The organism is Methanothrix sp. (genome assembly GCF_030055635.1).
GTDB lineage: Archaea > Halobacteriota > Methanosarcinia > Methanotrichales > Methanotrichaceae > Methanothrix_B.
Genome location: NZ_JASFYM010000006.1, coordinates 55,442 through 79,266, shown reverse-complemented (window position 1 = coordinate 79,266; position 23,825 = coordinate 55,442). Strand labels below are relative to the sequence as shown.

General features: G+C 55.9%; 24 protein-coding genes. 16 read left to right on the top strand and 8 right to left on the bottom strand.

Annotated elements, in window-relative coordinates; genetic code table 11:
* The first annotated feature begins 276 nt into the window (after window positions 1-276).
* Genes QFX31_RS03985 through QFX31_RS03975 form a run of 3 tightly spaced genes read left to right on the top strand, consistent with a single transcriptional unit; the run spans window position 277 to window position 4,270 of the window.
* On the top strand, window positions 277-933 hold the full coding sequence (locus tag QFX31_RS03985; protein WP_348530830.1) for an ATPase domain-containing protein: 657 nt from the start codon (window positions 277-279) through the stop codon (window positions 931-933).
* A 2-nt stretch (window positions 934-935) separates the two neighbouring features.
* Complete coding sequence (locus QFX31_RS03980) at window positions 936-1,148, top strand: hypothetical protein (RefSeq protein WP_348530829.1); 213 nt, start codon at window positions 936-938, stop codon at window positions 1,146-1,148.
* Window positions 1,145-4,270, top strand: coding sequence for a DUF835 domain-containing protein (locus tag QFX31_RS03975; RefSeq protein WP_348530828.1), 3,126 nt, complete (start codon window positions 1,145-1,147; stop codon window positions 4,268-4,270). Before QFX31_RS03980 ends, QFX31_RS03975 begins: the two co-directional genes overlap by 4 nt.
* Before the next feature lie 149 nt (window positions 4,271-4,419).
* On the opposite strand, the gene QFX31_RS03970 is transcribed toward QFX31_RS03975, so the two are convergent.
* A complete protein-coding gene (locus QFX31_RS03970) occupies window positions 4,420-5,580 on the bottom strand; it encodes an NAD(P)/FAD-dependent oxidoreductase (RefSeq protein ID WP_348530827.1) in 1,161 nt (386 codons plus the stop codon).
* Window positions 5,581-5,634: 54 nt separating this feature from the next.
* Here QFX31_RS03970 and ala point away from each other — a divergent pair, with 54 nt between their 5' ends.
* The 3 genes from ala to trxA are packed head-to-tail and all read left to right on the top strand — an operon-like array spanning window position 5,635 to window position 7,668.
* Window positions 5,635-6,609 (top strand): alanine dehydrogenase, encoded by a 975-nt coding sequence (gene ala / locus QFX31_RS03965; protein WP_348530851.1) that lies wholly within the window; start codon window positions 5,635-5,637, stop codon window positions 6,607-6,609.
* A gap of 53 nt (window positions 6,610-6,662) precedes the next feature.
* The gene (locus QFX31_RS03960) at window positions 6,663-7,253 is read left to right on the top strand and encodes a DUF1638 domain-containing protein (RefSeq protein ID WP_348530826.1); all 591 of its coding nucleotides are present in this window, start codon (window positions 6,663-6,665) and stop codon (window positions 7,251-7,253) included.
* Window positions 7,246-7,668 carry a thioredoxin gene (trxA, locus tag QFX31_RS03955; RefSeq protein WP_348530825.1) on the top strand — a complete coding sequence of 141 codons (423 nt, stop codon included), beginning with the start codon at window positions 7,246-7,248 and terminating at the stop codon, window positions 7,666-7,668. Before QFX31_RS03960 ends, trxA begins: the two co-directional genes overlap by 8 nt.
* Window positions 7,669-7,874: 206 nt before the next feature.
* On the opposite strand, the gene QFX31_RS03950 is transcribed toward trxA, so the two are convergent.
* Both QFX31_RS03950 and QFX31_RS03945 read right to left on the bottom strand, forming a co-directional pair.
* A complete protein-coding gene (locus QFX31_RS03950) occupies window positions 7,875-8,534 on the bottom strand; it encodes a thymidylate synthase (RefSeq protein ID WP_348530824.1) in 660 nt (219 codons plus the stop codon).
* Window positions 8,535-8,698: 164 nt separating this feature from the next.
* On the bottom strand, window positions 8,699-8,860 hold the full coding sequence (locus QFX31_RS03945) for a hypothetical protein (RefSeq protein WP_348530823.1): 162 nt from the start codon (window positions 8,858-8,860) through the stop codon (window positions 8,699-8,701).
* A gap of 62 nt (window positions 8,861-8,922) precedes the next feature.
* On the opposite strand from QFX31_RS03945, the gene QFX31_RS03940 reads away from it, so the two are divergent.
* The 4 genes from QFX31_RS03940 to QFX31_RS03925 all read left to right on the top strand — a co-directional run bounded on the left by QFX31_RS03940 (window position 8,923) and on the right by QFX31_RS03925 (window position 13,065).
* Window positions 8,923-9,417 carry a hypothetical protein gene (locus QFX31_RS03940; RefSeq protein WP_348530822.1) on the top strand — a complete coding sequence of 165 codons (495 nt, stop codon included), beginning with the start codon at window positions 8,923-8,925 and terminating at the stop codon, window positions 9,415-9,417.
* Window positions 9,418-9,949: 532 nt separating this feature from the next.
* Window positions 9,950-10,879, top strand: coding sequence for an ABC transporter ATP-binding protein (locus tag QFX31_RS03935; RefSeq protein WP_348530821.1), 930 nt, complete (start codon window positions 9,950-9,952; stop codon window positions 10,877-10,879).
* Entirely contained in the window at window positions 10,863-11,648 is a 786-nt protein-coding gene (locus tag QFX31_RS03930) for an ABC transporter permease (protein ID WP_348530820.1), read from the top strand. Before QFX31_RS03935 ends, QFX31_RS03930 begins: the two co-directional genes overlap by 17 nt.
* A gap of 172 nt (window positions 11,649-11,820) precedes the next feature.
* A complete protein-coding gene (locus QFX31_RS03925) occupies window positions 11,821-13,065 on the top strand; it encodes an anion transporter (RefSeq protein WP_348530819.1) in 1,245 nt (414 codons plus the stop codon).
* Between the two features lie 19 nt (window positions 13,066-13,084).
* Here QFX31_RS03925 and QFX31_RS03920 read toward each other — a convergent pair whose 3' ends face one another.
* The 5 genes from QFX31_RS03920 to QFX31_RS03900 form a co-directional block, all read right to left on the bottom strand.
* On the bottom strand, window positions 13,085-13,327 hold the full coding sequence (locus QFX31_RS03920; RefSeq protein WP_348530818.1) for a pro-sigmaK processing inhibitor BofA family protein: 243 nt from the start codon (window positions 13,325-13,327) through the stop codon (window positions 13,085-13,087).
* Between the two features lie 94 nt (window positions 13,328-13,421).
* Entirely contained in the window at window positions 13,422-14,114 is a 693-nt protein-coding gene (locus tag QFX31_RS03915) for an MBL fold metallo-hydrolase (protein ID WP_348530817.1), read from the bottom strand.
* Window positions 14,115-14,378: 264 nt separating this feature from the next.
* Entirely contained in the window at window positions 14,379-14,897 is a 519-nt protein-coding gene (locus tag QFX31_RS03910; RefSeq protein WP_348530816.1) for a hypothetical protein, read from the bottom strand.
* A gap of 37 nt (window positions 14,898-14,934) precedes the next feature.
* Window positions 14,935-15,381, bottom strand: coding sequence for an N-acetyltransferase (locus tag QFX31_RS03905; protein WP_348530815.1), 447 nt, complete (start codon window positions 15,379-15,381; stop codon window positions 14,935-14,937).
* Window positions 15,382-15,385: 4 nt separating this feature from the next.
* The gene (locus tag QFX31_RS03900; RefSeq protein WP_348530814.1) at window positions 15,386-15,769 is read right to left on the bottom strand and encodes a DUF2111 domain-containing protein; all 384 of its coding nucleotides are present in this window, start codon (window positions 15,767-15,769) and stop codon (window positions 15,386-15,388) included.
* Window positions 15,770-16,131: 362 nt separating this feature from the next.
* Here QFX31_RS03900 and cooS point away from each other — a divergent pair, with 362 nt between their 5' ends.
* From cooS to QFX31_RS03870, 6 genes are all read left to right on the top strand, one after another.
* Window positions 16,132-18,003: an anaerobic carbon-monoxide dehydrogenase catalytic subunit gene (gene cooS / locus QFX31_RS03895; RefSeq protein WP_348530813.1), complete on the top strand. Its 1,872-nt coding sequence runs from the start codon at window positions 16,132-16,134 to the stop codon at window positions 18,001-18,003.
* A gap of 3 nt (window positions 18,004-18,006) precedes the next feature.
* Window positions 18,007-18,510, top strand: coding sequence for a 4Fe-4S dicluster domain-containing protein (locus QFX31_RS03890; RefSeq protein WP_348530812.1), 504 nt, complete (start codon window positions 18,007-18,009; stop codon window positions 18,508-18,510).
* 5 nt (window positions 18,511-18,515) lie between these two features.
* Complete coding sequence (fdhF, locus tag QFX31_RS03885) at window positions 18,516-20,510, top strand: formate dehydrogenase subunit alpha (RefSeq protein ID WP_348530811.1); 1,995 nt, start codon at window positions 18,516-18,518, stop codon at window positions 20,508-20,510.
* Complete coding sequence (locus tag QFX31_RS03880; RefSeq protein WP_348530810.1) at window positions 20,510-20,944, top strand: 4Fe-4S binding protein; 435 nt, start codon at window positions 20,510-20,512, stop codon at window positions 20,942-20,944. Before fdhF ends, QFX31_RS03880 begins: the two co-directional genes overlap by 1 nt.
* Window positions 20,945-20,949: 5 nt before the next feature.
* Window positions 20,950-21,339 carry a ferredoxin gene (locus tag QFX31_RS03875; protein WP_348530809.1) on the top strand — a complete coding sequence of 130 codons (390 nt, stop codon included), beginning with the start codon at window positions 20,950-20,952 and terminating at the stop codon, window positions 21,337-21,339.
* Window positions 21,340-21,933: 594 nt separating this feature from the next.
* Window positions 21,934-23,817, top strand: coding sequence for a SpoIIE family protein phosphatase (locus QFX31_RS03870; RefSeq protein ID WP_348530850.1), 1,884 nt, complete (start codon window positions 21,934-21,936; stop codon window positions 23,815-23,817).
* Window positions 23,818-23,825: the final 8 nt, after the last annotated feature.

Genomic DNA, 23,825 nt, shown 5'->3' with positions numbered 1-23,825 from the left:
CTAATTCACCTGTGATGTACCCATTGATCGTACAGTCAGAGGTCGTCGATTCCTGATGCCCAGCTGTTTTAGGCATTTATCGATGCCTTCAGCTCATCAGTCCAATGAACATCGGTTTTCCCCAATTTTGCACCAGATACGAAGCCTGCACGATCTCCTTCAGATTATCTCCACAGACAAAAGAGAAATAATAAAAGATGGTAATTGATCACTCAGGATTCAGGCTTTCATGCTCCGCCACATAATGGAGGCGGTCGGACGGGACAGATAGAGAAGATGCCCACGGGAATCCCGGGGCTGGATGAGATGCTGGAGGGCGGGATACCGGTACCTTCCAGCGTTCTGATCTCAGGGGAGACCGGCAGCGGAAAGACGACCCTGTGCATGCAGTACCTCTTCAAGGGAGCGGAGCTTGGGGAGCGCGGGATATACTTCATGGCCCTCAGCGAGCCTGCCGAGCTGATGCTCAGGTTCATCTCCACCTACGAGTTCGTGGACCACAGGCATTTCGGCACCCTGATAAAATACGTTGATCTCGGCGAGGTGATCGAGAGGGGTGATGAGGACGAGATCCTGGAGCTGATGGATCGCGAGGTGAGGAGCTTTCAGCCCAGGAGAATAGTCATAGACTCCCTCCCATTCCTCAGGACGGTGCTGAGGGATGGCTACAGCAGATTCCTCTTCAGGCTGGGCGCCATGATGAAGAGCTGGAACAGCGTGGTTCTGATAACAGCCGAGTCCAGATCTAGCACTCCGTATCCCCAGGATATAGCCTGCATAACAGATGGGGTGATAATACTCTACAACATGGAGATAGGCAGGACCAGAAGGCGGTCCCTGGAGATTCTCAAGATGATGGGCACATCCCACCGCGCTGGGAAGCATGCTCTCGATATATCATCGAAGGGCATCACGGTTTACCCGGGACTTTAGGCATGACCATATCAACGAAAGGACTATTCGAGCAGGTCGAACTGTGGGTTCTGGCCTTCGTGATAGCTGTGGCTCTGTTCAACTGGCCGATACTCTCGATACCCAGCCCCGCTGAGAGGATACTGGGTTTCCCCGAGCGGCTGGTTTACATCCTTCTTGTGTGGTCGCTTGTGATAACCTGGGCTTACCTCTTCGACAGGAGGGGTTCCAGTTGAGCGCGCCGCTCTTCGCATTCTCCCTCATAGTCTCATACCTCCTCCTTCTTAGCCTCATAGCGTATTACGCGGACAGGCAGAGGCAGGCCGGCAGGAGCATAGTCTCTAATCCATATGTCTATGCGTTATCCCTGGCGGTATACTGCACAGCATGGACATTCTATGGAAGCATCGGGAGGGCTGCGACAAGCGGCCTGGAGTTTCTCACGATATACATCGGCCCGACACTTGCGATGCTGCTCGGATGGGTGATGATACGCAAGATAGTCCGCATATCAAAGGAGTACCGTCTCACATCTGTCAGCGACTTCATAAGCTTCAGGTACGGCAGAAGCTACGCCATAGGCGCAATAGTCACCGTTGTGAGCCTGATGGTCGTCATACCTTACGTTGCGCTCCAGCTCATCGCCATCTCCAGCTCTATACAGATAATAAGCGGCGGAGAGACATTCTGGGGCACAAAGCTCGTCGTGGCAGTCCTGCTAGGCATATTCGCCATAATCTTCGGGGCGCGCCATCTCGATCCGATGGAGAGGCACGAGGGGCTTGTCGCAGCTGTTGCGTTTGAATCCATAGTCAAGCTGACCGCATTTGTTGTCGCTGGCGCATACATAACGTGGGGGATATTCGGCGGATACTCGGAGATAATCGACCGTGTCCTTTCAACAGAGGAGTTCTCGCATCTAATTAACATAGATTACACATCCTGGTTCTCGCTCACGGTGATATCCTTCTTCGCTGCGTTTCTTCTCCCCAGACAGTTCCACGTGATGGTTGTCGAGAACGCTGATGAATCGCACATAAGAAAGGCGATGTGGCTCTTCCCGCTTTACCTGCTCCTTATAAACCTATTCGTTCCAGCGATAGCCGGCGCAGGCCTGATTCTGGGCGTTCCCGGCGTGAAGGATATGTTCGTGATAGAGATCCCGTACTCCACGGGCAACATACCTCTCGCTCTGCTCGTCTTCATAGGAGGTGCGTCCGCAGCCACTGCGATGGTGCTTGTGGACAGTGTTGCAGTTGGCCATATGATGCTGAACGAGCTCGAGCTGCCGTACCTCATGAGGTACATAGGCAGGGGAAGGGGTCTCCCGGGGCTCCTGCTCAACGCCAAGCGCATCAACATCATTCTCGTGGTGATGCTCGGATACCTCTACTCCAGGGCTGTCGAGTACCAGAGCCTGGTTGATATCGGTCTGATATCATTCGTGGCCGCGAGCCAGATGGCGCCAGCTGTTATTGGAGGTCTGTACTGGAGGAAGGGCAGCAGGGAGGGGGCCATCGCAGGCATGAGCGCAGGGTTTGTGCTCTGGGTATACACCGCGCTTGTACCCACAGTCGTCAAGGCCGGCTGGCTCTCGCAGTCGATCTTGGACGCAGGCCCGTTCGGGGTATCTGCGCTAAATCCGACGAACCTTTTCGGCGTGGATCTGGATCCATGGACGAACTCTGTGTTCTGGAGCCTCTTCGCGAACGCGAGCCTGTATGTGCTGTTCTCCCTGATGAGCGCCCCGACGCCTGAGGAGAAGATCCAGGCAGAGGGATTTGTCGAGATATTCAGCGAGAGGAGGGGTGCGATCCCGATCGAGAGGCCTGCCATAAGATTGGGGACTGTAGATGAGGTCGAGTCGATGCTCTCCAGATACATAGGGGCGGAGAAGGCCAGGATGCTCATAGACGCGGATCTTGCAAGGCTTGGCGTCTCCAGGGAGAGGGTCGATGCCAGGCATCTCCTTGACCTCTGGGATCACGTGGAGAGGGTTCTCACAGGCTCGCTCGGCACATCAACAACGAGACTCATCGTGGAGGAGGAGATCACGTTCAAGCCGGCTGTCGAGAGAGCCGGAGCTGCTCCGCTGAAGTTCAGACTCGAGCCTGGAAAGATCTACTTCTCCGCTGAGAAAGCATATGAGGTCTTCACGGATCAGGTGACGCATGGGTTTGAGGGGCTGTGCGTCACACGCAGGCCGCCAGAGGATGTGAGAAGCAGTCACGGTCTCACCGAGACTCCGATCATATGGCTGAACCCGAAGAGGGAGGGCAGAGAGAAGCAGATATCGCCCGCGAATCTTCCGCTGCTCTTCCTCACGATAAAGACGTTCGTCGAGTCCAGCAAGAAGGGCGTGATACTTCTTGACAACCTCGAGCATCTTGTTCGCGCCAATGAGAATGTGATACCTGAAGAGGACGTGCTGGATTTTGTAAATCAGCTGGAGAATCTCGTTCGCAGAACAAACACAAGACTCATCCTGGCGGACTCTTCTGACTTCATAGGCTTCTGCGGCGTATCCGGGGCTGAGCCCACAGAGGTCAAAGGGCTGATATTCACAGCAGGCCCGCTGCCCTCGTATCTCCTCAGGACGTTTATACTCGCCATAATCGCGGGGACGAGATCGCCTGAGGCCGCGATGGATATCGCCAACTCTGTTCTCAGCGAGCAATCAGGGATCGCAGAGGGCGCATCCTGCGATCCAGACATGCGCGGCAGGGGCCTGATCGAGATCGATACGCGGTGCAAGATCACGAGGAGGCATTTCTTCGCGATAATAAGACGCATCTGCTCCAGCGTGAGCAGAGCTGATCCTGGTTTTGATTATGTAAAGGCGCTGAGACCGCTCATCGACAAGTACGGATTCAGCATCTACGAGCTGATACTGAACCCAGGAACGACATATGCGATCGAGGAGGACAAGCCGGTTCGGTGCTTCGAGATATTCAGCGAGCTCATCCACGCAGGGCTGGATGGACTGTGCATATCCAGGTACAACCCTGAGAGCCTCCGCGAGAAGTACGGGATATCTCCTGAGAGGGTCATATGGCTCACGCAGAAGACTGAAGAGGGAAAGTTCAGATCCGTGGATCCCACAAACTTCCCCAGGCTCAGCTCGATGATATCAGATTTCCTCAGGAGAGCTGAGTACCCTGTTATACTCATGGAGGGCATCGGATACCTGATAACACAGAGCAACTACGAGACCGTCCTGAGGTTCATACAGTCGCAGAGGGATGAGGTCTCGCTGAGGGGAGCTGTGATGCTCGTGCACATCGATCCGCTCGCGCTGGACACGAAGGAGCTGCACAGGCTTGAGGGCGAGATGGAGCAGCTGAAGCTTCTGAGCTGATGCCACATTCATCCTGTCCCAGAGCTGCACCAGCAACCAACGGCAGGATGTGATCCTTCAGTGCATTCAGGTTCCGGGGCCCCTACCGATATACCGTGTGCCGCTGGCTATTTCGAGACGGGTTCACGCAGATCCGCAGAAAATGATCCTCAGAACACGGCCTTTAGTATCGTTCTGATAAAAGAGAGATCCCGCGCCAGCATCGGCATAAGCCGGAGCAGCACACGGCTCGGTCTGTCGATATCGCCATGCTCCTCGATCGCCCTTATGGCCTCCGGCGTTGAGGCGATCTTTCTTATCATCATATCGATCTCTCCATCGCTCATCCGCCTCAGGATATCGTTGACCCTCATGCCAAGAGATATCTCCCTGCCGATCGCGGATCTCCATTCGCGCTCGTATCTCTCAAGCGGCCTGCCACTCAGAGCGTGCTCAGCTGCAACCCTTCCTGCGATTCGTCCGCATACTAGTCCAGGATACACACCTCCGCCGGATGTGGGCTTCACCTGGGCCGCCGCATCCCCGACGGCGAGCATGCCATCTGCACATGTCCTCTCCGGAGGGCCTAATGGAAGACCTCCGACAACAAGCGAGACAGGAGAGCCGAGGATCCTCTCCTTTATCCTCGCTGAGCTCAGGAATCTTTTGAGGTGATGGCATGCGCTCTCTGTGGCGCAGAGGCCTATCCTCGCTGAGCTCCTGGATATCGGGATCACCCATGCGAAGAGGCCTGGCGCGATTTCTCTGCCGAGATGCACCTCCACCGATTCTAAATCATCAACATCAAAAGGCACCTCAACCTGTGCGCCGGAGAGCAGGCGTTTTGGAGGGGGGATGCCGGAGCGCCTGGCCAGCGATGCCCTCACACCCTCAGCGGATATAACAGCGCGCGCTGCTATCTCTTTATCGCGGAGATGCAGAACCATGAGGTCGTCGGCTCTTCTCATGGACCTCACATGCGCGCCGAGCATGATCTCAACTCCATGATGGACAGCGGCCACTGCCATGCTCCTGTCGAAGAGCCTTCTGTCGACGGCCCAGGCACGGACATCCGATGACCTGAATGATAGCCTGGAGCCATCGGGGGAGACGAATACAGCGCCCCTGAATGGGTTCAGCAGAAAGCCCTCCGCCTGAATTTCTGATGCCTCAAGCGCTCTGACGCCGAGAAGGCCCGCGCACTGGACAGGGTGGCCGATGGCCCTGTGCTCCTCCAGGACAACAGTGCTGGCGCCGCAGATTGACGCATGCTTCGCTGCCATGAGCCCTGCAGGACCCGCGCCTATCACAGCCACGTCATAGCGATCCATCGCACAGAGCTAAGATTATCTCCCATAACATCTTTTTGTGTGCCGGTGTTGAGCTTGGAGATACTCTGGCTTTCAGAAGATGACGTGAGATCTGTTCTGACCATGGAGGATGCTATTCCGGCTGTTGAATCTGCGTTCGCAGAGCACGGCCTGGGGAATGTTCAGATGCCACCGAAGTCGTATCTCTACTACGAGCATGGCGATCTCAGAACGATGCCTGCGTACATCAAAAAGCTCGAGGCGACAGGGGTCAAGATAGTCAACTCCCACCCAGGGAACCCGGAGATAGGTCTGCCCTCTGTCATGGCAGTGGTCATCCTGAATTCCGTCGAGACCGGCGCCCCTCTTGCCCTGATGGGCGGCACGTATCTCACAGCCATGCGCACCGGTGCCGCAGGCGGGATAGCGGCGAAGCACCTGGCACGCCGGGATTCGAGCGCTGTGGGCATCATCGGCGCGGGAGCGCAGGCGAGGACCCAGATCATGGCCCTCGCAAAGCTATTCGATCTTGAGGCTGTGAGGGTCATGGACAGGAGAAAGGAGCGTGCGAGGGCATTCGTCTCAGATGTGAGTGGTTTCCTGGAATGCGAGTGCGTTCCTGTGAGCGATGCAAGGGATGCGTGCGACTGCGATATACTCGTCACAGCCACCCCCTCGAGGGCGCCTGTTGTTCTCTCGGAGTGGGTGAGGGATGGAACTCACATCAACGCGATAGGCGCTGACGCTCCTGGAAAGCAGGAGCTCGACCCGAGGCTCCTGAGGCGCGCGAAGGTGGTCGTCGATGATCTCTCCCAGGCGGTCCACTCCGGCGAGGTGAACGTCCCGATATCCAGAGGGGAGTACAGGAGCGATGAGATTCACGCCCAGCTCGGAGAGATCGTTGCCGGGAAGATTCCAGGAAGGGAAAACGACATGGAGATAACAATCTTCGACTCCACAGGACTGGCAATACAGGACATCGCTGTCGCCAGCCTGGTTTACAGAAGGGCTAGAGAGCTCAGTATCGGCACCTTGCTGGAGTTCATGTGAGCTTTGCTCAGACACATATGAGATCAGCTACCACTGCACCCGAGGAGGTTCCTATGAGCACCGCTGGGTACTCCATGATCGCATGCGGCGTCTTCAGAAAGGAGATCGAGCGTATCTCCGGGGATCTGGATTTCTCGTTTGATCCAATTTATTTGGATCCGGGTCTGCATGTCGATTTCGATGCGCTGGCGCTCCGGCTGAGAGAGGCGCTGGAGTCCTGTAAGAATAGCAAAATCATCGTGGTCTACGGCGCCTGCCATCCGAAGATGAACGATCTTCTAAGAGGATACAGAGCTGAGCTGATAGACTGCCAGAACTGCATAGACGCGCTCATAACAAGGCGTGAGGTTGAGAGGATCGCATCAGAGGGGCTATACTTCTACCTGACCCCGGGATGGATCGAGTGCTGGCGCGACATATTCAGACGGCTCGGCTGGGGCATGGAGGAGGCACGACTCGAGATGGGATGCTTCAAGGGCGTTATATTCATAGACACGCTGGGAAATGCAGACGCTTACGAGAAGGATCTCCTGGAGTTCATGGACTTCACGCTCCTCCAGTACCGCATAATCCCTGGAAAGCTTGATCACTTCAGATCGCTCATATCTGATGCGGCGAAGAGGCTGGAGGTCCGCTATGGATGAGCTGGATGAGATAAGGAGAAAGAAGCTCGAGGAGCTGAAGCGCGAGCTGGCCGCGAGGTCGCATGTGGCGAGCGAGCCCAGAATAGAGTACCCGGACAGGCCGGTTCTGGTGACGGACAGCAGCATGGATTCCGGAATAAAGCAGTACCCTGTATTCGTGGTTGACTGCTGGGCTGAGTGGTGCGGGCCTTGCAGGGCCATCGCGCCTGTGATAGATGAGATGGCGCGCGAGCTGAAGGGACGCGTGGTGTTCGGGAAGCTGAATGTGGATCAGAACCCGCTCACATCGAGAAAGTACGGCATCACCGCGATACCAACGCTCCTGGTCTTCAGGAACGGCAGGCTCGTCGACAGGCTTGTTGGAGCGTATCCGAAGCAGATCCTGATGAGCAGGATTAAGAAATACCTGGATTAGGTCGCATCGGGCGCCCTAGGAGATCGCATCGGTGCGATATCACGCATCTTCATTCGATGGCGCGCCAGCAGAGCGGCTTATAGATAATAAACATGGCGCAAGCTCCGGTCTTCAGGCCGGAGAGGAGTGCGCTTAGCAGCGCCATCTGGAGGATGAATGTCTTCATGAGTGGCCAACCGCCAGATGGGGTAGGGCTGGTGCGATCCCTAAAGACCAGCCTGCCGCTCCCCCACTCTCACGATCATGCTCTCCACCCAGTCCCAGTCGTGCTCATAGATGTGGGCTGATGCGCTAAGCGTGGTGATGCTCCCCGGTGCCGTTCCGGTCTCCTCTGAGACATAGCGGAGGAGCCTTGTCAGAGCGTAAACATTCGCAGGATAAGCTCCGGCGAAGTCATGGCTCCTGAACATCACTGTGAGGTTCAGCCTGCCGGATCTTATTTTGAAATCGCAGACTACCATGCACGGCACCTCATCCCTCCTGTGATCCACCGGAGGAATCCAGGTCACCGCGGTCGCCCTCCTCGTCCCGGGATTCTTTCTAAGGCGATTTATTATCACAGCGATCTGGTCGACCTCTCCGTTCCACGACCTGAGCCTCTCCCCGTAGGTGTACTCGAACCCGGGGTTCTCAGGGGAAAGGAGCTGTGACGCATACTCATCCAGACGCTCCTCTGTCCAGGAGTACTCGCGGGGTGCAACGCAGGAGCTCGCGTCCTCGACGACTACCATGAGGTTCATCAGCTCCTTCGTCCTCGAGCCCCTCTCGTCCTCGATCTCGGCGCCCTGCCGCCATATGATGTTGAGACCACGGCGCCACGCTTCATCCGCTGCTCTGGCACGAACAAGCCGACCGATGCTATTCATGATGCTGATCCCGAACCCGCAGAGGTTCGCAAGAATCGAGATATCTTGGGCTCTCCGACACCCTCACCTGTTATCATCAACTGCATTGCTCCCGGAACCATGAGTTCAGCGATACCACCGGATAACAGTGAAACAGAGCTATGTATGATCAGGCCCCGGAACTCTCAGCTCTTCTTCTCCAGCTCCTCCAGCGCCTCCGGGGGGAGCTGCTTTACTATATCGATCTTCTTAACGCATCGGGTCGGGATCCCGTACTTCTTGGCTATCGGCCTGAGATCCTTCATGGTGTACTTTGCCGCTATCTCCTCCAGGTCCAAGAAAACCACCCTTTTATTTTTCGATCACAAGAATCATAAACATATCGATTATCCCTTCACATGGGGTCTGCTTGGCTGAGTTCGAATGGGAGCTCGTGAGGGCATTCAACACGTTCTTCGAGGAGGAGGGGATCGAGGCGATCGCTTACAGGCTAAGGCAGGCCAGGTTCTCAGCGCAGCATATGGACGTGCTCGTCGACTCGAGATACCCCGAGTACTACCTCGCCATAGAGTGCAAGAGCCTCGCCACAGAGGGACCACTGTATTTCAAGCAGCACTTCTCCCCGGATCAGATCGAGAGGGAGGGCAGGTTCATAGAGCTCTCAGGCCGCACAGGGGTGCTGGCGGTTGAGTTCCGGGGCGGAAGAGGCAGATCGAAAAGCGCTCATCTGATACCCTGGTCTGTCCTGAAGGAGATCCGCGACTCGGGCGCTTCCTGTCTGAGCATCGAGACGGTCGAGAGCTATCCGGAGATCCCCAGAAGCAGAGGTGGCTACAGGCTGAGCCACGTGATCATCTCAGAGGTGTATAATGCATGCCGGTACAGATGTGAAAAACACATATGAACACAACAGCATCTCTGTGTTAGGGCGTACAGGCTGCATCCGAGTGGCTACTTATAGCGGTCACTGCTTCTACCCCAGATGCACATCTCAGCGCTGCTCAGGTTGTGGCATCATCGTACCGAAAACGCTGAAACGCTGCATGCGACATTAGAGGCGTGCCAAAAGGATGAAAGCGTTTGAGATGCGGGTTGGTTTCGTCCAAACAACCCGACAAGTAAGGTCAACCCTCCATGTCGTGCTTTCATGGTAACGATAGAGTCCATGAATGCCTGCGGTGCGGGATCAAGCTGGACAGAGACCGCAACGCAGAGTAGCCACTTATATAGTAGGACACTTCCTCTACGCCAGTAGGAGCACACTGGGTAACAGGATCCATGAAGCCTTCGACAGCTCTCGACTGCGTCGAGAGGCTTCGACAACATCGAAGCTCGTCGAAGCGCATGAAGCCCTTTCCCTTACTGGGAGGGAAGTCACGAGATGAACAACGATGGCAGGTTTCGTTTGCATCAGGGAGGATCAGGTCATTTGAGCCATGAATGATGCGGTCTGTGCACTCGGGATATGCAAGGGATTCAACACGCTGTTCCGGAGGAGGAAAGAGGTTCTCAAGGATATCAATCTCCTGATAGATGGAGAGGAGATATTCGGCATACTCGGTCCGAACGGCTCCGGTAAGACCACCCTGCTCTCGATATTCTCCACTCTGATATACCCTGACAGGGGCGAGCTCACGATTCTGGGTATAGACGCCCGCAGGAATACACACGAGGTCAGGAAGCACATTAACATAAGCACAGGCAAGCCGAACTTTCCGTGGAGCCTTACTGTCAGAGAGAACCTGCGCCACTCAGGCATGCTATACGGTCTCCATGGAAGGGAGCTCGAGAGGGCAGTGGACTGGTCGATGGAGAGCTTCGGTCTCTACGAGTATCAGGACACGCGCTTCGAGAACCTCTCGACCGGCGTGAAGCAGAGACTATCGCTTGCGAAGGCGATGCTGAACGGGCCTAAGCTCTTGTTTTTGGATGAGCCTACGACCGGCCTGGATCCGCAGATGGCCCAGAGGACGAGAGCGCTGGTGAGGAGAATCCACAGGGACATGGGCGTCTCTGTGGTCATGACCACGCACTACATGCCAGAGGCCGAGGAGCTCTGCGGCATGATAGCGTTCCTGAAGGAGGGGCGCATCGTCGCACAGGACACACCGGCAAGGCTGAAGAGGAGCCTGAAGCTTGGAGAGAGGCTGACGATATGGTACACGGGAGATATAGAGGCAAATGCCCTCCGGTCGATTCCAGGAGTGATATCAGCAGATCTTTCATCGGGCAGGGCCGATCTGGTCATCGATAAGAACGAGGCTACATTCAGCAGGGTCATGCGCACATTTCAGAGCGCTGAGATTCTTGATCTTAGTGTGGAAGAGCCTGATCTGGAGGATGTTTTCATTGAGCTTGCAGGGTGAGATCAACAAGTGCCTATCAGCGGCATACAAGAACTGGATAATATCAAAGAGGAACGTGTTCACGGTCTTCGAGCTCGTCTTCTGGCCGCTGATCAGCCTTCTCTCCATCGGCCTGATGACCAGGTTTTTGGGTGTAGGGGGGAACACAGTCGCGTTCCTCCTAGTGGGTGCGATCGGGCTGACGATCCTCCAGATATGCCAGATAGATGTCGCCTACGTTCTGCTCTTCGACATGTGGTCGAAGAGCATAAAGAACACATTCGTATCTCCTGTGCGTGGGTACCACCTCGTGCTCGGCGCCCTCCTTTTCGGGATGGTGAGGGGAACATTTGCATTCACGATACTCGTTGTCATCAGCAGAATCCTCTTCGGCTTTGATTTCCTCGCAGGAGGTATCCACACGGTTCTGATATTTCTGACAGGGGTCTTCGCAGTCTCAGCCATAATAGGGATGATCGTCTGCATCTCGATCCTCCTCTTCGGGCAGAAGGCAGATGTTGCAGCATGGAGCCTGAGCGGAGTGATCATGCTCATAAGCGGGATATACTATCCGGTCAGCGTTCTTCCGGAGCCGCTCCAGCTCATGGCACGTGCCGTGCCGCTGACGTACTTTCTGGAGTACTACAGGTCCGCCTACGGCTTTGGGGATCACCACATCCTGACAGGAGCGGCGATGGTGAGTGCGTACATGATCGCAGGACTGATCGCCCTGGAGATAACGATCGAGCGGGCCAGGAACACAGGCATACTCCTGCGCCTCTCGGAGTGAGAGCAGGGGGCAGAGCGATTTGCTCGATTCATTGAGAACAGCACCCCGGGGCAGTGGAGTTATCTGGAGCTGATCATCCTCCGGATCGCCACTCTTGGAGCAAAATATATATACCATGAAATAGCTGGGACTCGCTTCTGTCCAGAAATTCGATGCCAGAGGATGACCACAGTTGATCTCACCACTTATTCTGATCCTCGTGCTCGTGCTCATAGCGTTCAGGCAGGTCGGCGGACTCAGGCTGAAGATCTGGCAGATAATGACAGTAGGAGCGATAGCTGTCGTCGCGCTCGGCGAGATCTCCCCCGTGGATGCCATCCGCTCGATCAACGTCGATGTAATGATCTTTCTTGCAGGCATGTTTGTGGTCGGGGAGGCGATGCGCCAGAGCGGATATCTGTTCCATCTCACAAACAGGCTCTTCGGGAGGGCTGACAGCACAGATGAGCTTCTCATAATGCTGCTCTTCGGGATGGGCATGCTCTCCGCGTTTCTCATGAACGACACAATAGCGATAATAGGCACACCTGTGGTGCTTTACCTCTCCAGGGTCCACAGGGTCGCACCAGGTCTCATGCTCCTCTCGCTGGCGTTCGCGGTGACCATAGGAAGCGCGATGAGCCCGATCGGCAACCCACAGAACCTGCTCATAGCGATCGACGGTGGTCTGGAGAACCCATTTGCAGACTTCTTCGGGAATCTATTCATACCGACATGCATCAACCTCTTCATTGTATATCTCCTGATGAAGGCGTTTTACAGGAACGAGTTCAGGAGGCTGGATCAGATACATGTGAATGATGCGCTCAGGGACGAGCATCTCGCAAGAGCATGCAGGATCTCTCTCTCGATGATCGTGATTCTCATAGTGCTGAAGATGGGAGCTGTGATATGGGGCATCGGGGAATCGTTCAGGCTGACATACATCGCCGTGGCAGCAGCTCTCCCGGTTATCCTCCTGAGCAACCGCAGGTGGGAGATACTCAGAGGCATCGACTGGGAGACGCTGATATTCTTCGCATCGATGTTCGTTCTCATGGAGGCTGTTTGGAGGTCGGGCTTCATCCAGGGCTCACTGAATCTGGATAGCAGTGAGATCGCCTCCATACCCATGGTCCTCGGGCTGAGCGTCACGCTGAGCCAGCTGGTATCGAATGTGCCTTTCGTCGCCCTCTACCTGCCGGTGCTCAACCAGATCGGGGCGACAGCCCAGGCGATGGTCGCGCTGGCTGCTGGCAGCACCATTGCTGGCAACCTCTCGATTCTTGGAGCCGCAAGCAACGTCATAATCATTCAGAACGCAGAGAAGGATGGAGCCACGATAACGTTCGTGGAGTTCATCAAGGCCGGCATTCCCCTCACAGCAGCGAACCTGGCCGTCTACTGGCTCTTCCTGGAGATCCAGCCCCCTCTGTGAGATGTGCGCAGAGCGACTCTCAGAACGCCCATCCCATGATGTGAAGTGCTATCACCATCAGGGCGCCGAGCGCTCCGCCAAATGCGCATATCAATACAACAGACCAGTCGTATCCTATGCCGAGACCTGCGGCTGCATTTGCGAGGTACAAAACAAAGAGGCCTATAAGCGCGTTGACCAAAAACGTTCTGAGGGACCTGAGGATCACGAAGATGCCAATAACGACTGCGATCAGCAGCAGTACCATGCCGAGCTCGATCACATCACCATCTCCAACTCCTCGTTTCCACGCTCCTCGGTCTTAACCATTTTGAGCTGAGAGGAGCAGCTCCTCTCAGGATCGCGCGTCATCCCGCCTAGGTGCTGTGGGACTGGCCGTATCTCCTGAGGTATGACTCGATGTACCTTCTCGCCTTCTCTCCCCTGTAGACGCCTGCATGCCCCTCACAGAGCACATCTATGTTCAGCGAAAGCAGCCTGGCCATCGATTTTCTCCACATCGCAAGATCCGAGCCCCATTTTGGGGAGAACGGCCCGTGGATGTCCTGGCCGAAGAGGACCCTGCCATCTTTTGTCTCGATGAAGGGCGATATGGATCCGGGAGTGTGGCCTGGCGTGTGTATCATGTGGAAATCGAGATCTCCTATGCGGATAACCTCATGCTCTCCCTTCAGGGGTATGTCGACCCTCGTCGGCGTGTATTCGATGCCGTAAAGGTCCGCGGCAGTGAGATCGTCATGCACCTCCTCTATTCCCCTCCGGTCCAGCTCATGCGCAATGACCTTGGGACCGTAGAGGTTCACCAGCGGCGCTATGCCCCCGATGTGGTCGATGTGGCAGTGTGTCGCTATGATGTACTTTATGCAGTACGGCTCGTATCCTGCGGACTGGACGTTTCTCAGAATTTTATCGACGCTCCTCCCCAGGCCTGCATCGATGAGAGCGAGATCAGCACCGCAGTCCACAAGGTACACACAGCAGTCGTCGCCGCCTGTGATATCAGGACCTCCAACCGCATAAACCCTGTCGCACACGTTCCTGTATCGCATGGTAGCATCTTGTGGGAGCGGGTACTTAACCGGATCGGATGTGTGTGCAGGGATCCTCAGATTAGAATGGCTCCGCTGATGCCGTTGCGAGCTGGATTTTTATCATCACACCTGATACTGGTTGCATCGCCGCATGCCTTCGATTTCTACAGTGGCTCATCCCAGTGATTTTGCGGATAGGTAAACTCACAGAAAAATACTGAGTCTATTGCTGCTGATTTGGGTACCAGAGTCACCTCTCCGACGAATTGACTGCATAAGCCTCTACAGTATCCGTATCGATCTGAAGAGATCGATGCTGCGGTTGCCCCATACCGTGGAGCGTCCGACGATTATATCGCGCCCCCAGCCGTCATCGCCGTCAGGGCTGAAGCATACCAGGCGCATCTTCGGATAGTAGAGATCTGTCGCATTTATGAGTACCCCCTTGTGACCATCCACCTCAAAATCCCCATGCTCTGTGCTCCAGCCCTGGGGAATAAGATGCTCAGCGAACGGCACCAGCCTCTCCATGCTCACGTTTATCTCTCCATCCAGCCTGTGAAGCTCCAGAACGACATCATTCGCATGGCCGATGGTGGTTGTGTAGAGCTTGCAGTTGAGCTCCTCTGGCCGGTGCGTCTCCTCGATCATCCCATGGACTACAACATACGGATCCGGCACGCAGCTCATGTCGATGTAAATACTCCGTGGTCCGAGGGAGATCGTCTCTGCGCACGCATCACAGCAGAGCACATACAGTAGCAGGCACACAAGAAACAGAAATGCAGCTTGCTTGCTCATGGCGTAACCTCCTGGGTGCGGGGGGGTGGTGGGGAGCTCAGGGAGGAGTATTTGATACCTCCTTCCAGAGCCTGACGGCATCCTTACCGTAACCGTAGTAGTTCCTGAGCACCTCTCCCTCCACATATCCAGCTTTCCGGTAGAGGTTCAGCGCAGCTGTATTGGAGATCGCAGCCTCGAGCCTGAACCGCCTCGCCCCGGCAGCCTGCATCTCTCTCTCGATCGCACCCAGCAGCGCTGATCCCACACCCTTTCGTCTGTGATCAGGATGCACATCGATCGTGTATATCACGCCCGTCCTGCCTGTGAGATACCCTATCACAAAGCCCACGATCTCATCGTTATCGCATGCAACAAGGGCTGTCACATTTCTAAGAAGAAATGAGAAGAGACCTCTTGTGAAGAGAACATCCTCCGGGAAACAGAGCTTCTCGATCTCCACGATCCTGTCGAGATCATCCATGCATGCTCTGCGGATCCGCATGTGCTCAGGGCTTCCTGTGCTCCGAGACCTGTCTCACGACATCCACGTATGCTCCGAAGATCTCCGGGATATCGATGGTTCCAACAACATCCACCACGCCGACAGCTGCAAGAACACGATCTTTGAGCTTGATGGGGGCGACAGATACCGGAACCCCCTTGAAGGCGCCGCTGGAGGGTATCGTCCTCACCGCCCTTCCGGATCTGAGAACGTCCTCAAGGACTGGACCTGTGTAGTCATCATCCACCACCATGCCCCTCTCCACCCTCACCCCCCTGGCTCCCGCGCTTCTCATCGTGACAGGAAGGTTGAGTATCTCGTTTATGGCGATTGCGATGGGTGCCAGCTCCTCAGCACCTGAGTTTTCTGAAATCTCTATCTTAGGCATAAAAATTTCTATTGTGCTACAATAAGATAAGTGTTACTTATGGCAGGTGACATCTTTTAAATGCAACATTCAGCGTCATCTAGCCGGCAACATAGGCCGGAGACTTCTATCATAAAATTGTCAAGTATCCATATCTTTTTATACGATACACTAAGGCATGTCATACATACGCACACAAGTCACGCATCTGCAATGCAGAGCCTGCTAGGCGGATCCGTGAGAAGTCGTCTCAAAACTGCATCAGCAATCGACTGCGATAGGTGACCCGCGATAGGCGACCCTGCAGTGCCTCTCCAGGACCGTGCTACCTATCAAGGCGGCTGGCTATTTTGGGACACATTCATTAAAATGGTGGATCAGACATGGCGAACAAACCTGCCACTGAGAGCATCGATCCAGCCACCACGAAGATGCTGCTCGAGGCACGCAGGGCTGGACTCGAGACTGCCTGGGATCGTTTCAACAAACAGCAACCTCAGTGTGGATTTGGACTTCTCGGCATATGCTGCCGCAACTGCAACATGGGGCCGTGCAGGATAGATCCCTTCGGGGAGGGACCTGATAAGGGCGTCTGTGGCGCGACCGCGGATATCATTGTTGCACGCAACCTCCTGAGGATGATAGCTGCAGGTGCGGCCGCACATGCAGACCACGCCAGAGACGCTGTCATTGTTTTCAAGGAGGCATCCGAGGGAAGGGCGAGGAGCTATCAGATCAGAGATGAGGCTAAGCTCAGAGCGCTTGCAGCGGAGTACAACATCTCGAGCTGGGGAGAGGGTGGAGGTGCAGCAGATCTCGCAAACGCCCTGCTCTCGGATTTCGGAAGACAGCAGGGATCTGTGATGCTCACGCACAGAGCCCCGGAGAAGCGGCAGAGGATCTGGGAGAAGCTGGGCATAATCCCCAGAGGCATCGACAGGGAGATCGTGGAGTGCATGCACCGCACAAACATGGGTGTGGACAACGATCCGCTTCACATCCTGCTCCAGGGGCTGAGAACCAGCATCGCTGACGGCTGGGGCGCGTCGATGATTGCAACAGAGGTGCAGGATATCCTCTTCGGAACGCCATCTCCCAAGAGATCAGAGGCGAACCTGGGCGTGCTCAGGGAGGATGAGGTGAACATAATCGTCCACGGCCACGAGCCCATCCTATCGGAGATGATCGTTGAGGCCGCTTCAGATCCTGAGATGATCAGGCTCGCAGAGAAGCTCGGGGCGAAGGGGATCAACGTCGCCGGGATATGCTGCACCGGCAATGAGGTGCTTATGCGCCACGGTATCCCAGTGGCAGGAAACTTCCTCCAGCAGGAGCTCGCCGTGATAACAGGCGCTGTTGAGGCCATGGTGGTCGATGTGCAGTGCGTCATGCCGTCGCTCGGAAGCCTCGCCGCGTGCTATCACACGAAGTTCATCTCAACATCCCCGAAGGCGGAGTTCCCCGGAGCCCTCAGGATGGAGTTCAGCGAGGAACGGGCAGCAGAGATGGCAAGGGAGATCGTGAGAACAGCGGTCGAGAACTACAGGAACCGGGACAAGAGCAGGGTGATCATACCAAGAGAGAAGAGCGAGTGCATGGTCGGGTTCAGCGTCGAGGCGATACTGAATGCGCTTGGGGGATCACCGCAGCCGCTCATAGATGCTGTGGTGAATGGATCGATAAAGGGCATCGCAGCAGTCGTCGGCTGCAACAATCCAAAGGTTCAGCATGATTCTGGTCACATCAACCTCGTCAGGGAGCTGATCAGGAACAACGTGCTCGTCGTGACGACCGGATGCAATGCGATCGCATGCGCGAAGGCAGGTCTGCTCAGGCCTGAGGCTGCAGCGGAGGCTGGGGACGGGCTGAGGGGTGTGTGTGAATCCCTGGGTGTACCTCCGGTTCTGCACATGGGCTCTTGCGTTGACATCAGCAGGATTCTTGTGGTGGCGGCTGCGATCGCGAACAGGCTTGGAGTGGACATAAGCGATCTTCCGGTTGCAGGCGCAGCTCCTGAGTGGATGAGCGAGAAGGCGGTCAGCATAGGGGCATATGTTGTGGCCTCAGGGGTGTACACGGTCCTGGGCACGGTGCCGCCAGTTCTCGGAAGCCCTGTGGTGACGAGGATCCTGACGAAGGACCTTGGCGATGCTGTTGGGGCGACGTTCGCGGTCGAGCCGGATCCGTTCAAAGCAGCCAGGCTCATCATAGAGCACATAGAGAGCAGGAGAAAGGGCCTGGGGCTGAAGGTGTAGATCATGAAGGAGATACTGGTGCGGCCGGAGAGATGCATGGGCTGCAGGTCATGCGAGATCGCCTGCGCTGTCGAGCACTCCGTGAGCAGGGATCTCTTTAGGGCGCTATCAGAGATGCCGCAGAAGCGGCTGTACGTGGAGCATGTTCCGGAGTACTCGCTTGCTGTGCCTATACTATGCAGGCACTGTGAGGATGCGCCGTGTGTTGCAGTCTGCCCGACAGGAGCGCTGACGCAGGACGCTCTCACAGGAGTGGTGCGTCACAACAGGGATGTCTGCATCGGATGCTGGACGTGCGCCTCTGTCTGCACGTACGGGGTGATCGGGAGGGACAGAAGGGCGCGTGTTGCGATAAAGTGCGACAGGTGCCCGGAGCTGGATGTCCCTGCATGCGTCAGTGCGTGCCCCACCCGCGCCCTGATCTACGGGGTGGTTGAGGATCTCTCGGAAGCGAGGAGGGCCGCGTCCGCTCTAAAGCTCGCGCGGGGTGTGGCTGCCAGCCGGTGATGCAGATGAGCGCGAGGACCCCCACAGTCTGCCCCTACTGCGCTGTGGGCTGCGGGTTTTACATCACCCGGAGCGGCATTGAGTACATGCAGGACCACCCTGTCAATGAGGGCTCTTTATGTCCAAAGGGAAACGCAGCCCTTGATGTTCTGAATCACGTGGATAGGCTGCGGTATCCCATGATGAGGATTGGAGATGGCTGGATAAGGGTGTCGTGGGAGGAGGCGCTCGACAGGCTCGCAGAGGAGATGAAGAGAGCTCTGCGGGAGATGGGGCCAAAATCCATCGCATTCCTTGGCTCTGCGAAGTGCACCAACGAGGAGAACTATCTTTTCCAGAAGATCGCGCGCCTGGTGGGGACGAACAGCATCGATAACAGCGCGAGACGCTGCCACTCGCCGACGATCGTCGCGCTGCGCCGGATGCTCGGAACCCCTGCGATGACCAATCCGATAACAGATCTCGCTCTCTCAGATTGCATTCTTTTGATAGGATCAAACCTCGCAGAGAACCATCCTGTGGTCGCCAGGTGGATCCTGAGAGCGAGGGATCGGGGCGCAGCTGTGATCGTCGCAGATCCGAGGGTGACGCCAACAGCGTGGCTCGCAGATCTCCACCTGCAGCTCAATCCGGGCACAGATATCGCTCTCATCAACGGCATGATCAACGTCATACTGAGAGAGGGGCTGGAGAACAGGTCGTTCATAAAGGAGAGGACAGGAGGATTTGAGGAGCTCGATGTCAGCGATTACACACCTGACAGGGTATCATCCATAACAGGCCTGAGTGCCGGAGATATAGTCAGAGCCGCGAGGCTCTACGCGAAATCCAGCGCATCCACAATAGTCTACTGCATGGGCATAACCCAGCACACATGCGGGACAGATAACGTGACAGCATGCGCGAACCTCGCACTCATCTGTGGGCAGATCGGAAGACCCGGCGCAGGTATACTTCCACTTCGCGGGCAGAACAACGTTCAAGGGGCATGTGACATGGGAGCTCTGGCTGATTTCTATCCTGGATGGAGATCTGTGGATGACTCCAGGGAGATCGACGAGCTCAGACGTCTGTGGAATGCGGGTGCCCTTCCGGTGGGGCGCGGCCTGACCGCTGATATGATGCCAGACGCAGATCTGAGGTTCCTCTACGTGATGGGCGAGGATATCGTGAACTCGGATCCCACCGTATCCCGGAGGAGGGGGAAGCTCAAGAGGTGTTTCATGGTCGTGCAGGAGATCTTCATGACAGATACCGCAAAGCTTGCGGATCTCGTGCTGCCGGCTGCGGCATGGGCCGAGAAGGAGGGCACATTCACATCCACAGAGCGGAGGGTCCAGTGGGTATCCCGGGCAGGAGAGCCTCCTGGAGAGGCGAGGCCTGATATCTGGATCTTGGCAGAGGTGGCAGCGCGCCTCGGATTTGATTTTCCCTCTGAGCCGGAGGAGGTTCTGGCGGAGATAAACCAGGCGGTCCCTGCATACCGCGGCATCAGCAGGCGCAACGCCGGAGCGCGCGGCGGGATAATCTGGCCGTGCCCGCATCCAGACCATCCAGGAACTCCTGTTCTCCATGCAGAGAGATTCTCCACTCCGGATGGAAGGGCGAGGATCTCCCCAGTCCATCACACTCCGCTGGAGCGGACATCTCCGGAGCACCCTCTGATCCTCCTCACGGGGCGTGTGGTCCTCCACTACAACTCGGGATCTATGACCATGAGGAGTGAAGGGCTTGTGAAACGGGAGCCGGAGATGCATGTAGATGTGAATCCTGATGATGCCGCGCGGTTCGGCGTGGCTGATGGTGACACAGTCGTGGTCGAAACAGGATGGGGCAGAGCGAGGGCGCGGGCAAGGGTCACGCCGAGACAGAAGCGCGGGACTCTTTTCATGCCGTTCCACTTCCCAGAGACGAACCTGATAGCATCAGAGCTTCTCGACAGGAATGCCATGATGCCCGAGCTCAAGATCGCTGCGTGCAGGATCGGGAGGGCTGATTGATGGCGAAGATATACCTCAACCCGGAGAGATGCATCGGCTGCCGCTCATGCGAGGTCGCGTGCGAGAGGGAGCACGGGCATCCACGCATATCCGTGGGCACTGTGAGTGATCTGGCAGCTGTGCCCCTCTACTGCCACCAGTGCGACGCAGCGCCATGCGCCGCCGTCTGCTGCACCGGCTCGCTGAGGCAGGATGGAGATATGGTCAAATTCAATCCAGATCTCTGCACCCTCTGTGGTCTGTGTCTCGTTGCGTGCCCCTTTGGAGCGATAGAGCTAGACTCAATGGTACAGAGATGCGATATGTGTGGAAATGGTACGCCGGTCTGCGTCACGACCTGTCCGGCAGAGGCTCTTGTGCTTGGAGATGTCGATGTGGTCACAAGATCCACCAGAGCGAGGGCTGCAGCCGTCCTTGCAGCCAGGCTGAGGTGAGCATCATGAAGATAGATGAGAGGAGATGCATCGGCTGCCGGGCGTGCTCTGCGATATCGAGCAGCATATCTGTATCAGAGGACTCAGATGTGCGCAGCATAACGTTTCATCCGCATGATGAATCCATGACGGAGAGGCTCATCGAGGCATGCCCTGCAGGTGCGATATCACCGGGTCTAAAAGCAGAGAGCTTCACGCTCACATTCAGGATGAGGCGGTGCAGCACCTGCGGGGAGCCCTTCGCCACAGAGCGGGAGATCGAGCACGTGGCAGCTCACATCTCCCAGATGCAGGGGTTCCAGATGAGCTGGCTCGATCTGTGCCCGGAATGCCGCAGAGACGGGCAGCGGAGGTCGCATGCTTTGCCCTGCATCCGGACCAGGGGAAGAAGGTGAAGCGAGCGGGAGGTAATCGGTGGTCTTTGTTTGGTTAAAGGGGAATGCGTCCATCAAACAAACCTGAGCCCACATCATTTCATGCCGGAACGCTGTCTGCGAATCAGCAGGTGCAGAGACCGAGCCGGACATTTCGGTATCTGTGCGGCCGTTTTTATGGTATCTGATAACCCCCTGATCTAAAGTGTCTCCTATTGGGCGGCGGCAACCTGGATGCCCTCCAGAACGGCTCCGACACCATTCGCTCGCCAGGAGAGGATGACGGTCGTGGGCTTGAATCACTGAATGGTTCTGAAGGAATCGATTGTTGAGGACAATACATCCCACGATTCTGGACAGTTTTAGTGATGCGGATTCCAATGATACAAGCACACGACTCGCATAGCAATGCCTTTAGATGCAGCCTATCAGATGTATTGATGCCTGCCACCGACCGAACAAGCCTCACACAAAGTTCAGCATGCCACCAATAACCCCACATGCTTGAAAAGTGGTTTATAGTAAATGAATTACAGAGACTGTAAGCTGCATCCAGGCTGTGCAGCATAAAATAGACCGTGAATTATGAAGATGAGATCGCCCGTATCTTTGACTATGATCGTGCTAATGGTGACTGCAGCAGTGGTACCTGCAGCACTTATGGGACTGCTTTTCCATACGGAGGTCAGCAGGATATCGGGATCGATCCAGGCTCAGCCCGGCGACATAAACAGCACCGTGATCAATTACTCATCGGGCGCAACAGATCAGGAGCTTCTTGTATCCTCAAAGGCAATGCAGTACGAGGAGTTCTTCAGGAGGATCGCGGAGAGCAACCAGTTAGTGGCGGATTATGTTGCTTCCGGTTTCTATGATATCGATCGAGTGGCAGATCCGAACAGCTCCCTGTCTCAGACTCTGAGGAGAGCGATGAAGAGAAACAGCGCGATCGAGCACATCTACCTGGCGACCGCTGATGGAAGGATCGCCTCATGGCCGGAGATGGAAGGTACCAGGAACACTGCCAGGAATGCATCTGAGATCAATTCGCTGAGATGGTACGCAGCAGCACAGGCTGCCGGAGGAACAGTGTGGATTCCCGGAGATGAGATGAATCTGATATGCGCAGCACCAGCTTACCGCAACATAACTCTGTACTGTGTTGCAGCATCAGAGGTATCTCTGTCAGATATCTACTCGGATCTCTCAGGGCTCAGAGGCAGCGGCTATCCGTTCATAGTGAACAGGACCGGCGATCTTGTGATGATGCCCAAGGTCAGGAGAGGAGATGCCCCGTGGGACAGCCTTCTCATCTCCGGAAACCTCTACAGATCAAACATCTCTGCATTCGCGGAGCTCGGTGATCTTATATCAAAAGGGAAGAGCGGATCGGATTTTCTCGCTATAGACGGACAGAGATGGTACGTGGTTTATTCGCCCGTGAAGAGTGTCGGCTGGACTGTTGTTGTTGTATACCCCTCTGAGCAGATGATGGTGCCTCTGAGCCTGATGGAGAGCAGCTTGAACTCCCTCAGCCAGAGGTCAGCGGAACTGATGCGCAGCATCTCATCAGCAATCTTCTCTAAAGGTCTGCTCCTGATAATAATCTCCGGCGTGGTGTTCGGATTGGCAGGGATGACCGTCCGCAGGCGGTTCAGAAAACATGCAGAATGCATATCAGAGACGCTGAGGCGCATCGGTGAGGGCGACCTTGATAAACGTCTGCCTCCAGACTGTGACCTCGAGGAGATCGCGGAATCCGTGGAGTCCATGCGCAGGTCTCTAAGAACTCTCATCGACGGTGCCAGAGCTGAGGGATATGAAAGGGGGACTCAGGATCGGGAGAGTTCTTTATTAGAAAAGTTCGACCGTTTCCTTTTCACAGACTCCCTGCCCCCCGTCGAGGGATACGATCTCTGCGTCCGACAGATATCGAGAGGCGGCACTTTTTATGATATTCAGGAGATCCAGCCCGGAAGGATCGCTCTGTGCATGGGCAGGGCGGGTGGGGATTCACTGGAATCTGCTGCCCTCGCAGCCACCGCCAGGGCAGTTATAAGAGCGCACTCGTCCCCACAACCTCACGATGTGATAAAGCGTGCGAATGGCATACTGGCAAAGAGCTCACACTTTCCCATCTCCTGCTTCTACGCAGTTCTCGATCACAGCTCAGGAGAGGTGATCTACTCAAACGCAGGACATGCCCCGCCATTTGTGGTGGGCCAGAACGGATCTGTGGATACGCTCTGTGGCGATGGTATACCCATGGCGATCAGGGATGAGCTCGATCTTGGGTATGAGAAACGATCGATCTCAGAAGGGGATGTTCTCGTCATCTACTCTGAGAGCATGATAGAGGTGCAGGGCTTCGACCTGGAGCATCTCATAGGGGTTGTGCGCGGATCCAGAGCGAAGAGCGCCTCAGAGATAGCAGATGATATTGAAAATGCAGTCCCGAAGAGGGATGGTCTGGCGGTTATTGTGATGAAAGCAGTTTGATGCCTTCA

What these genes read in the sequence shown, in the direction of transcription:
- QFX31_RS03960 (WP_348530826.1), top strand. Translation starts at nt 6,663, where the DNA reads ATGAGCACCGCTGGGTACTCCATGATCGCATGCGGCGTCTTCAGAAAG.
- QFX31_RS03980 (WP_348530829.1), top strand. Translation starts at nt 936, where the DNA reads ATGACCATATCAACGAAAGGACTATTCGAGCAGGTCGAACTGTGGGTT.
- cooS (WP_348530813.1), top strand. Translation starts at nt 16,132, where the DNA reads ATGGCGAACAAACCTGCCACTGAGAGCATCGATCCAGCCACCACGAAG.
- QFX31_RS03890 (WP_348530812.1), top strand. Translation starts at nt 18,007, where the DNA reads ATGAAGGAGATACTGGTGCGGCCGGAGAGATGCATGGGCTGCAGGTCA.
- QFX31_RS03880 (WP_348530810.1), top strand. Translation starts at nt 20,510, where the DNA reads ATGGCGAAGATATACCTCAACCCGGAGAGATGCATCGGCTGCCGCTCA.
- QFX31_RS03905 (WP_348530815.1), bottom strand. Translation starts at nt 15,381, where the DNA reads ATGCGGATCCGCAGAGCATGCATGGATGATCTCGACAGGATCGTGGAG.
- QFX31_RS03915 (WP_348530817.1), bottom strand. Translation starts at nt 14,114, where the DNA reads ATGCGATACAGGAACGTGTGCGACAGGGTTTATGCGGTTGGAGGTCCT.
- QFX31_RS03875 (WP_348530809.1), top strand. Translation starts at nt 20,950, where the DNA reads ATGAAGATAGATGAGAGGAGATGCATCGGCTGCCGGGCGTGCTCTGCG.
- trxA (WP_348530825.1), top strand. Translation starts at nt 7,246, where the DNA reads ATGGATGAGCTGGATGAGATAAGGAGAAAGAAGCTCGAGGAGCTGAAG.
- QFX31_RS03985 (WP_348530830.1), top strand. Translation starts at nt 277, where the DNA reads ATGCCCACGGGAATCCCGGGGCTGGATGAGATGCTGGAGGGCGGGATA.
- QFX31_RS03900 (WP_348530814.1), bottom strand. Translation starts at nt 15,769, where the DNA reads ATGCCTAAGATAGAGATTTCAGAAAACTCAGGTGCTGAGGAGCTGGCA.
- QFX31_RS03950 (WP_348530824.1), bottom strand. Translation starts at nt 8,534, where the DNA reads ATGAATAGCATCGGTCGGCTTGTTCGTGCCAGAGCAGCGGATGAAGCG.
- QFX31_RS03935 (WP_348530821.1), top strand. Translation starts at nt 9,950, where the DNA reads ATGAATGATGCGGTCTGTGCACTCGGGATATGCAAGGGATTCAACACG.
- QFX31_RS03910 (WP_348530816.1), bottom strand. Translation starts at nt 14,897, where the DNA reads ATGAGCAAGCAAGCTGCATTTCTGTTTCTTGTGTGCCTGCTACTGTAT.
- fdhF (WP_348530811.1), top strand. Translation starts at nt 18,516, where the DNA reads ATGAGCGCGAGGACCCCCACAGTCTGCCCCTACTGCGCTGTGGGCTGC.
- QFX31_RS03870 (WP_348530850.1), top strand. Translation starts at nt 21,934, where the DNA reads ATGATCGTGCTAATGGTGACTGCAGCAGTGGTACCTGCAGCACTTATG.
- QFX31_RS03970 (WP_348530827.1), bottom strand. Translation starts at nt 5,580, where the DNA reads ATGGATCGCTATGACGTGGCTGTGATAGGCGCGGGTCCTGCAGGGCTC.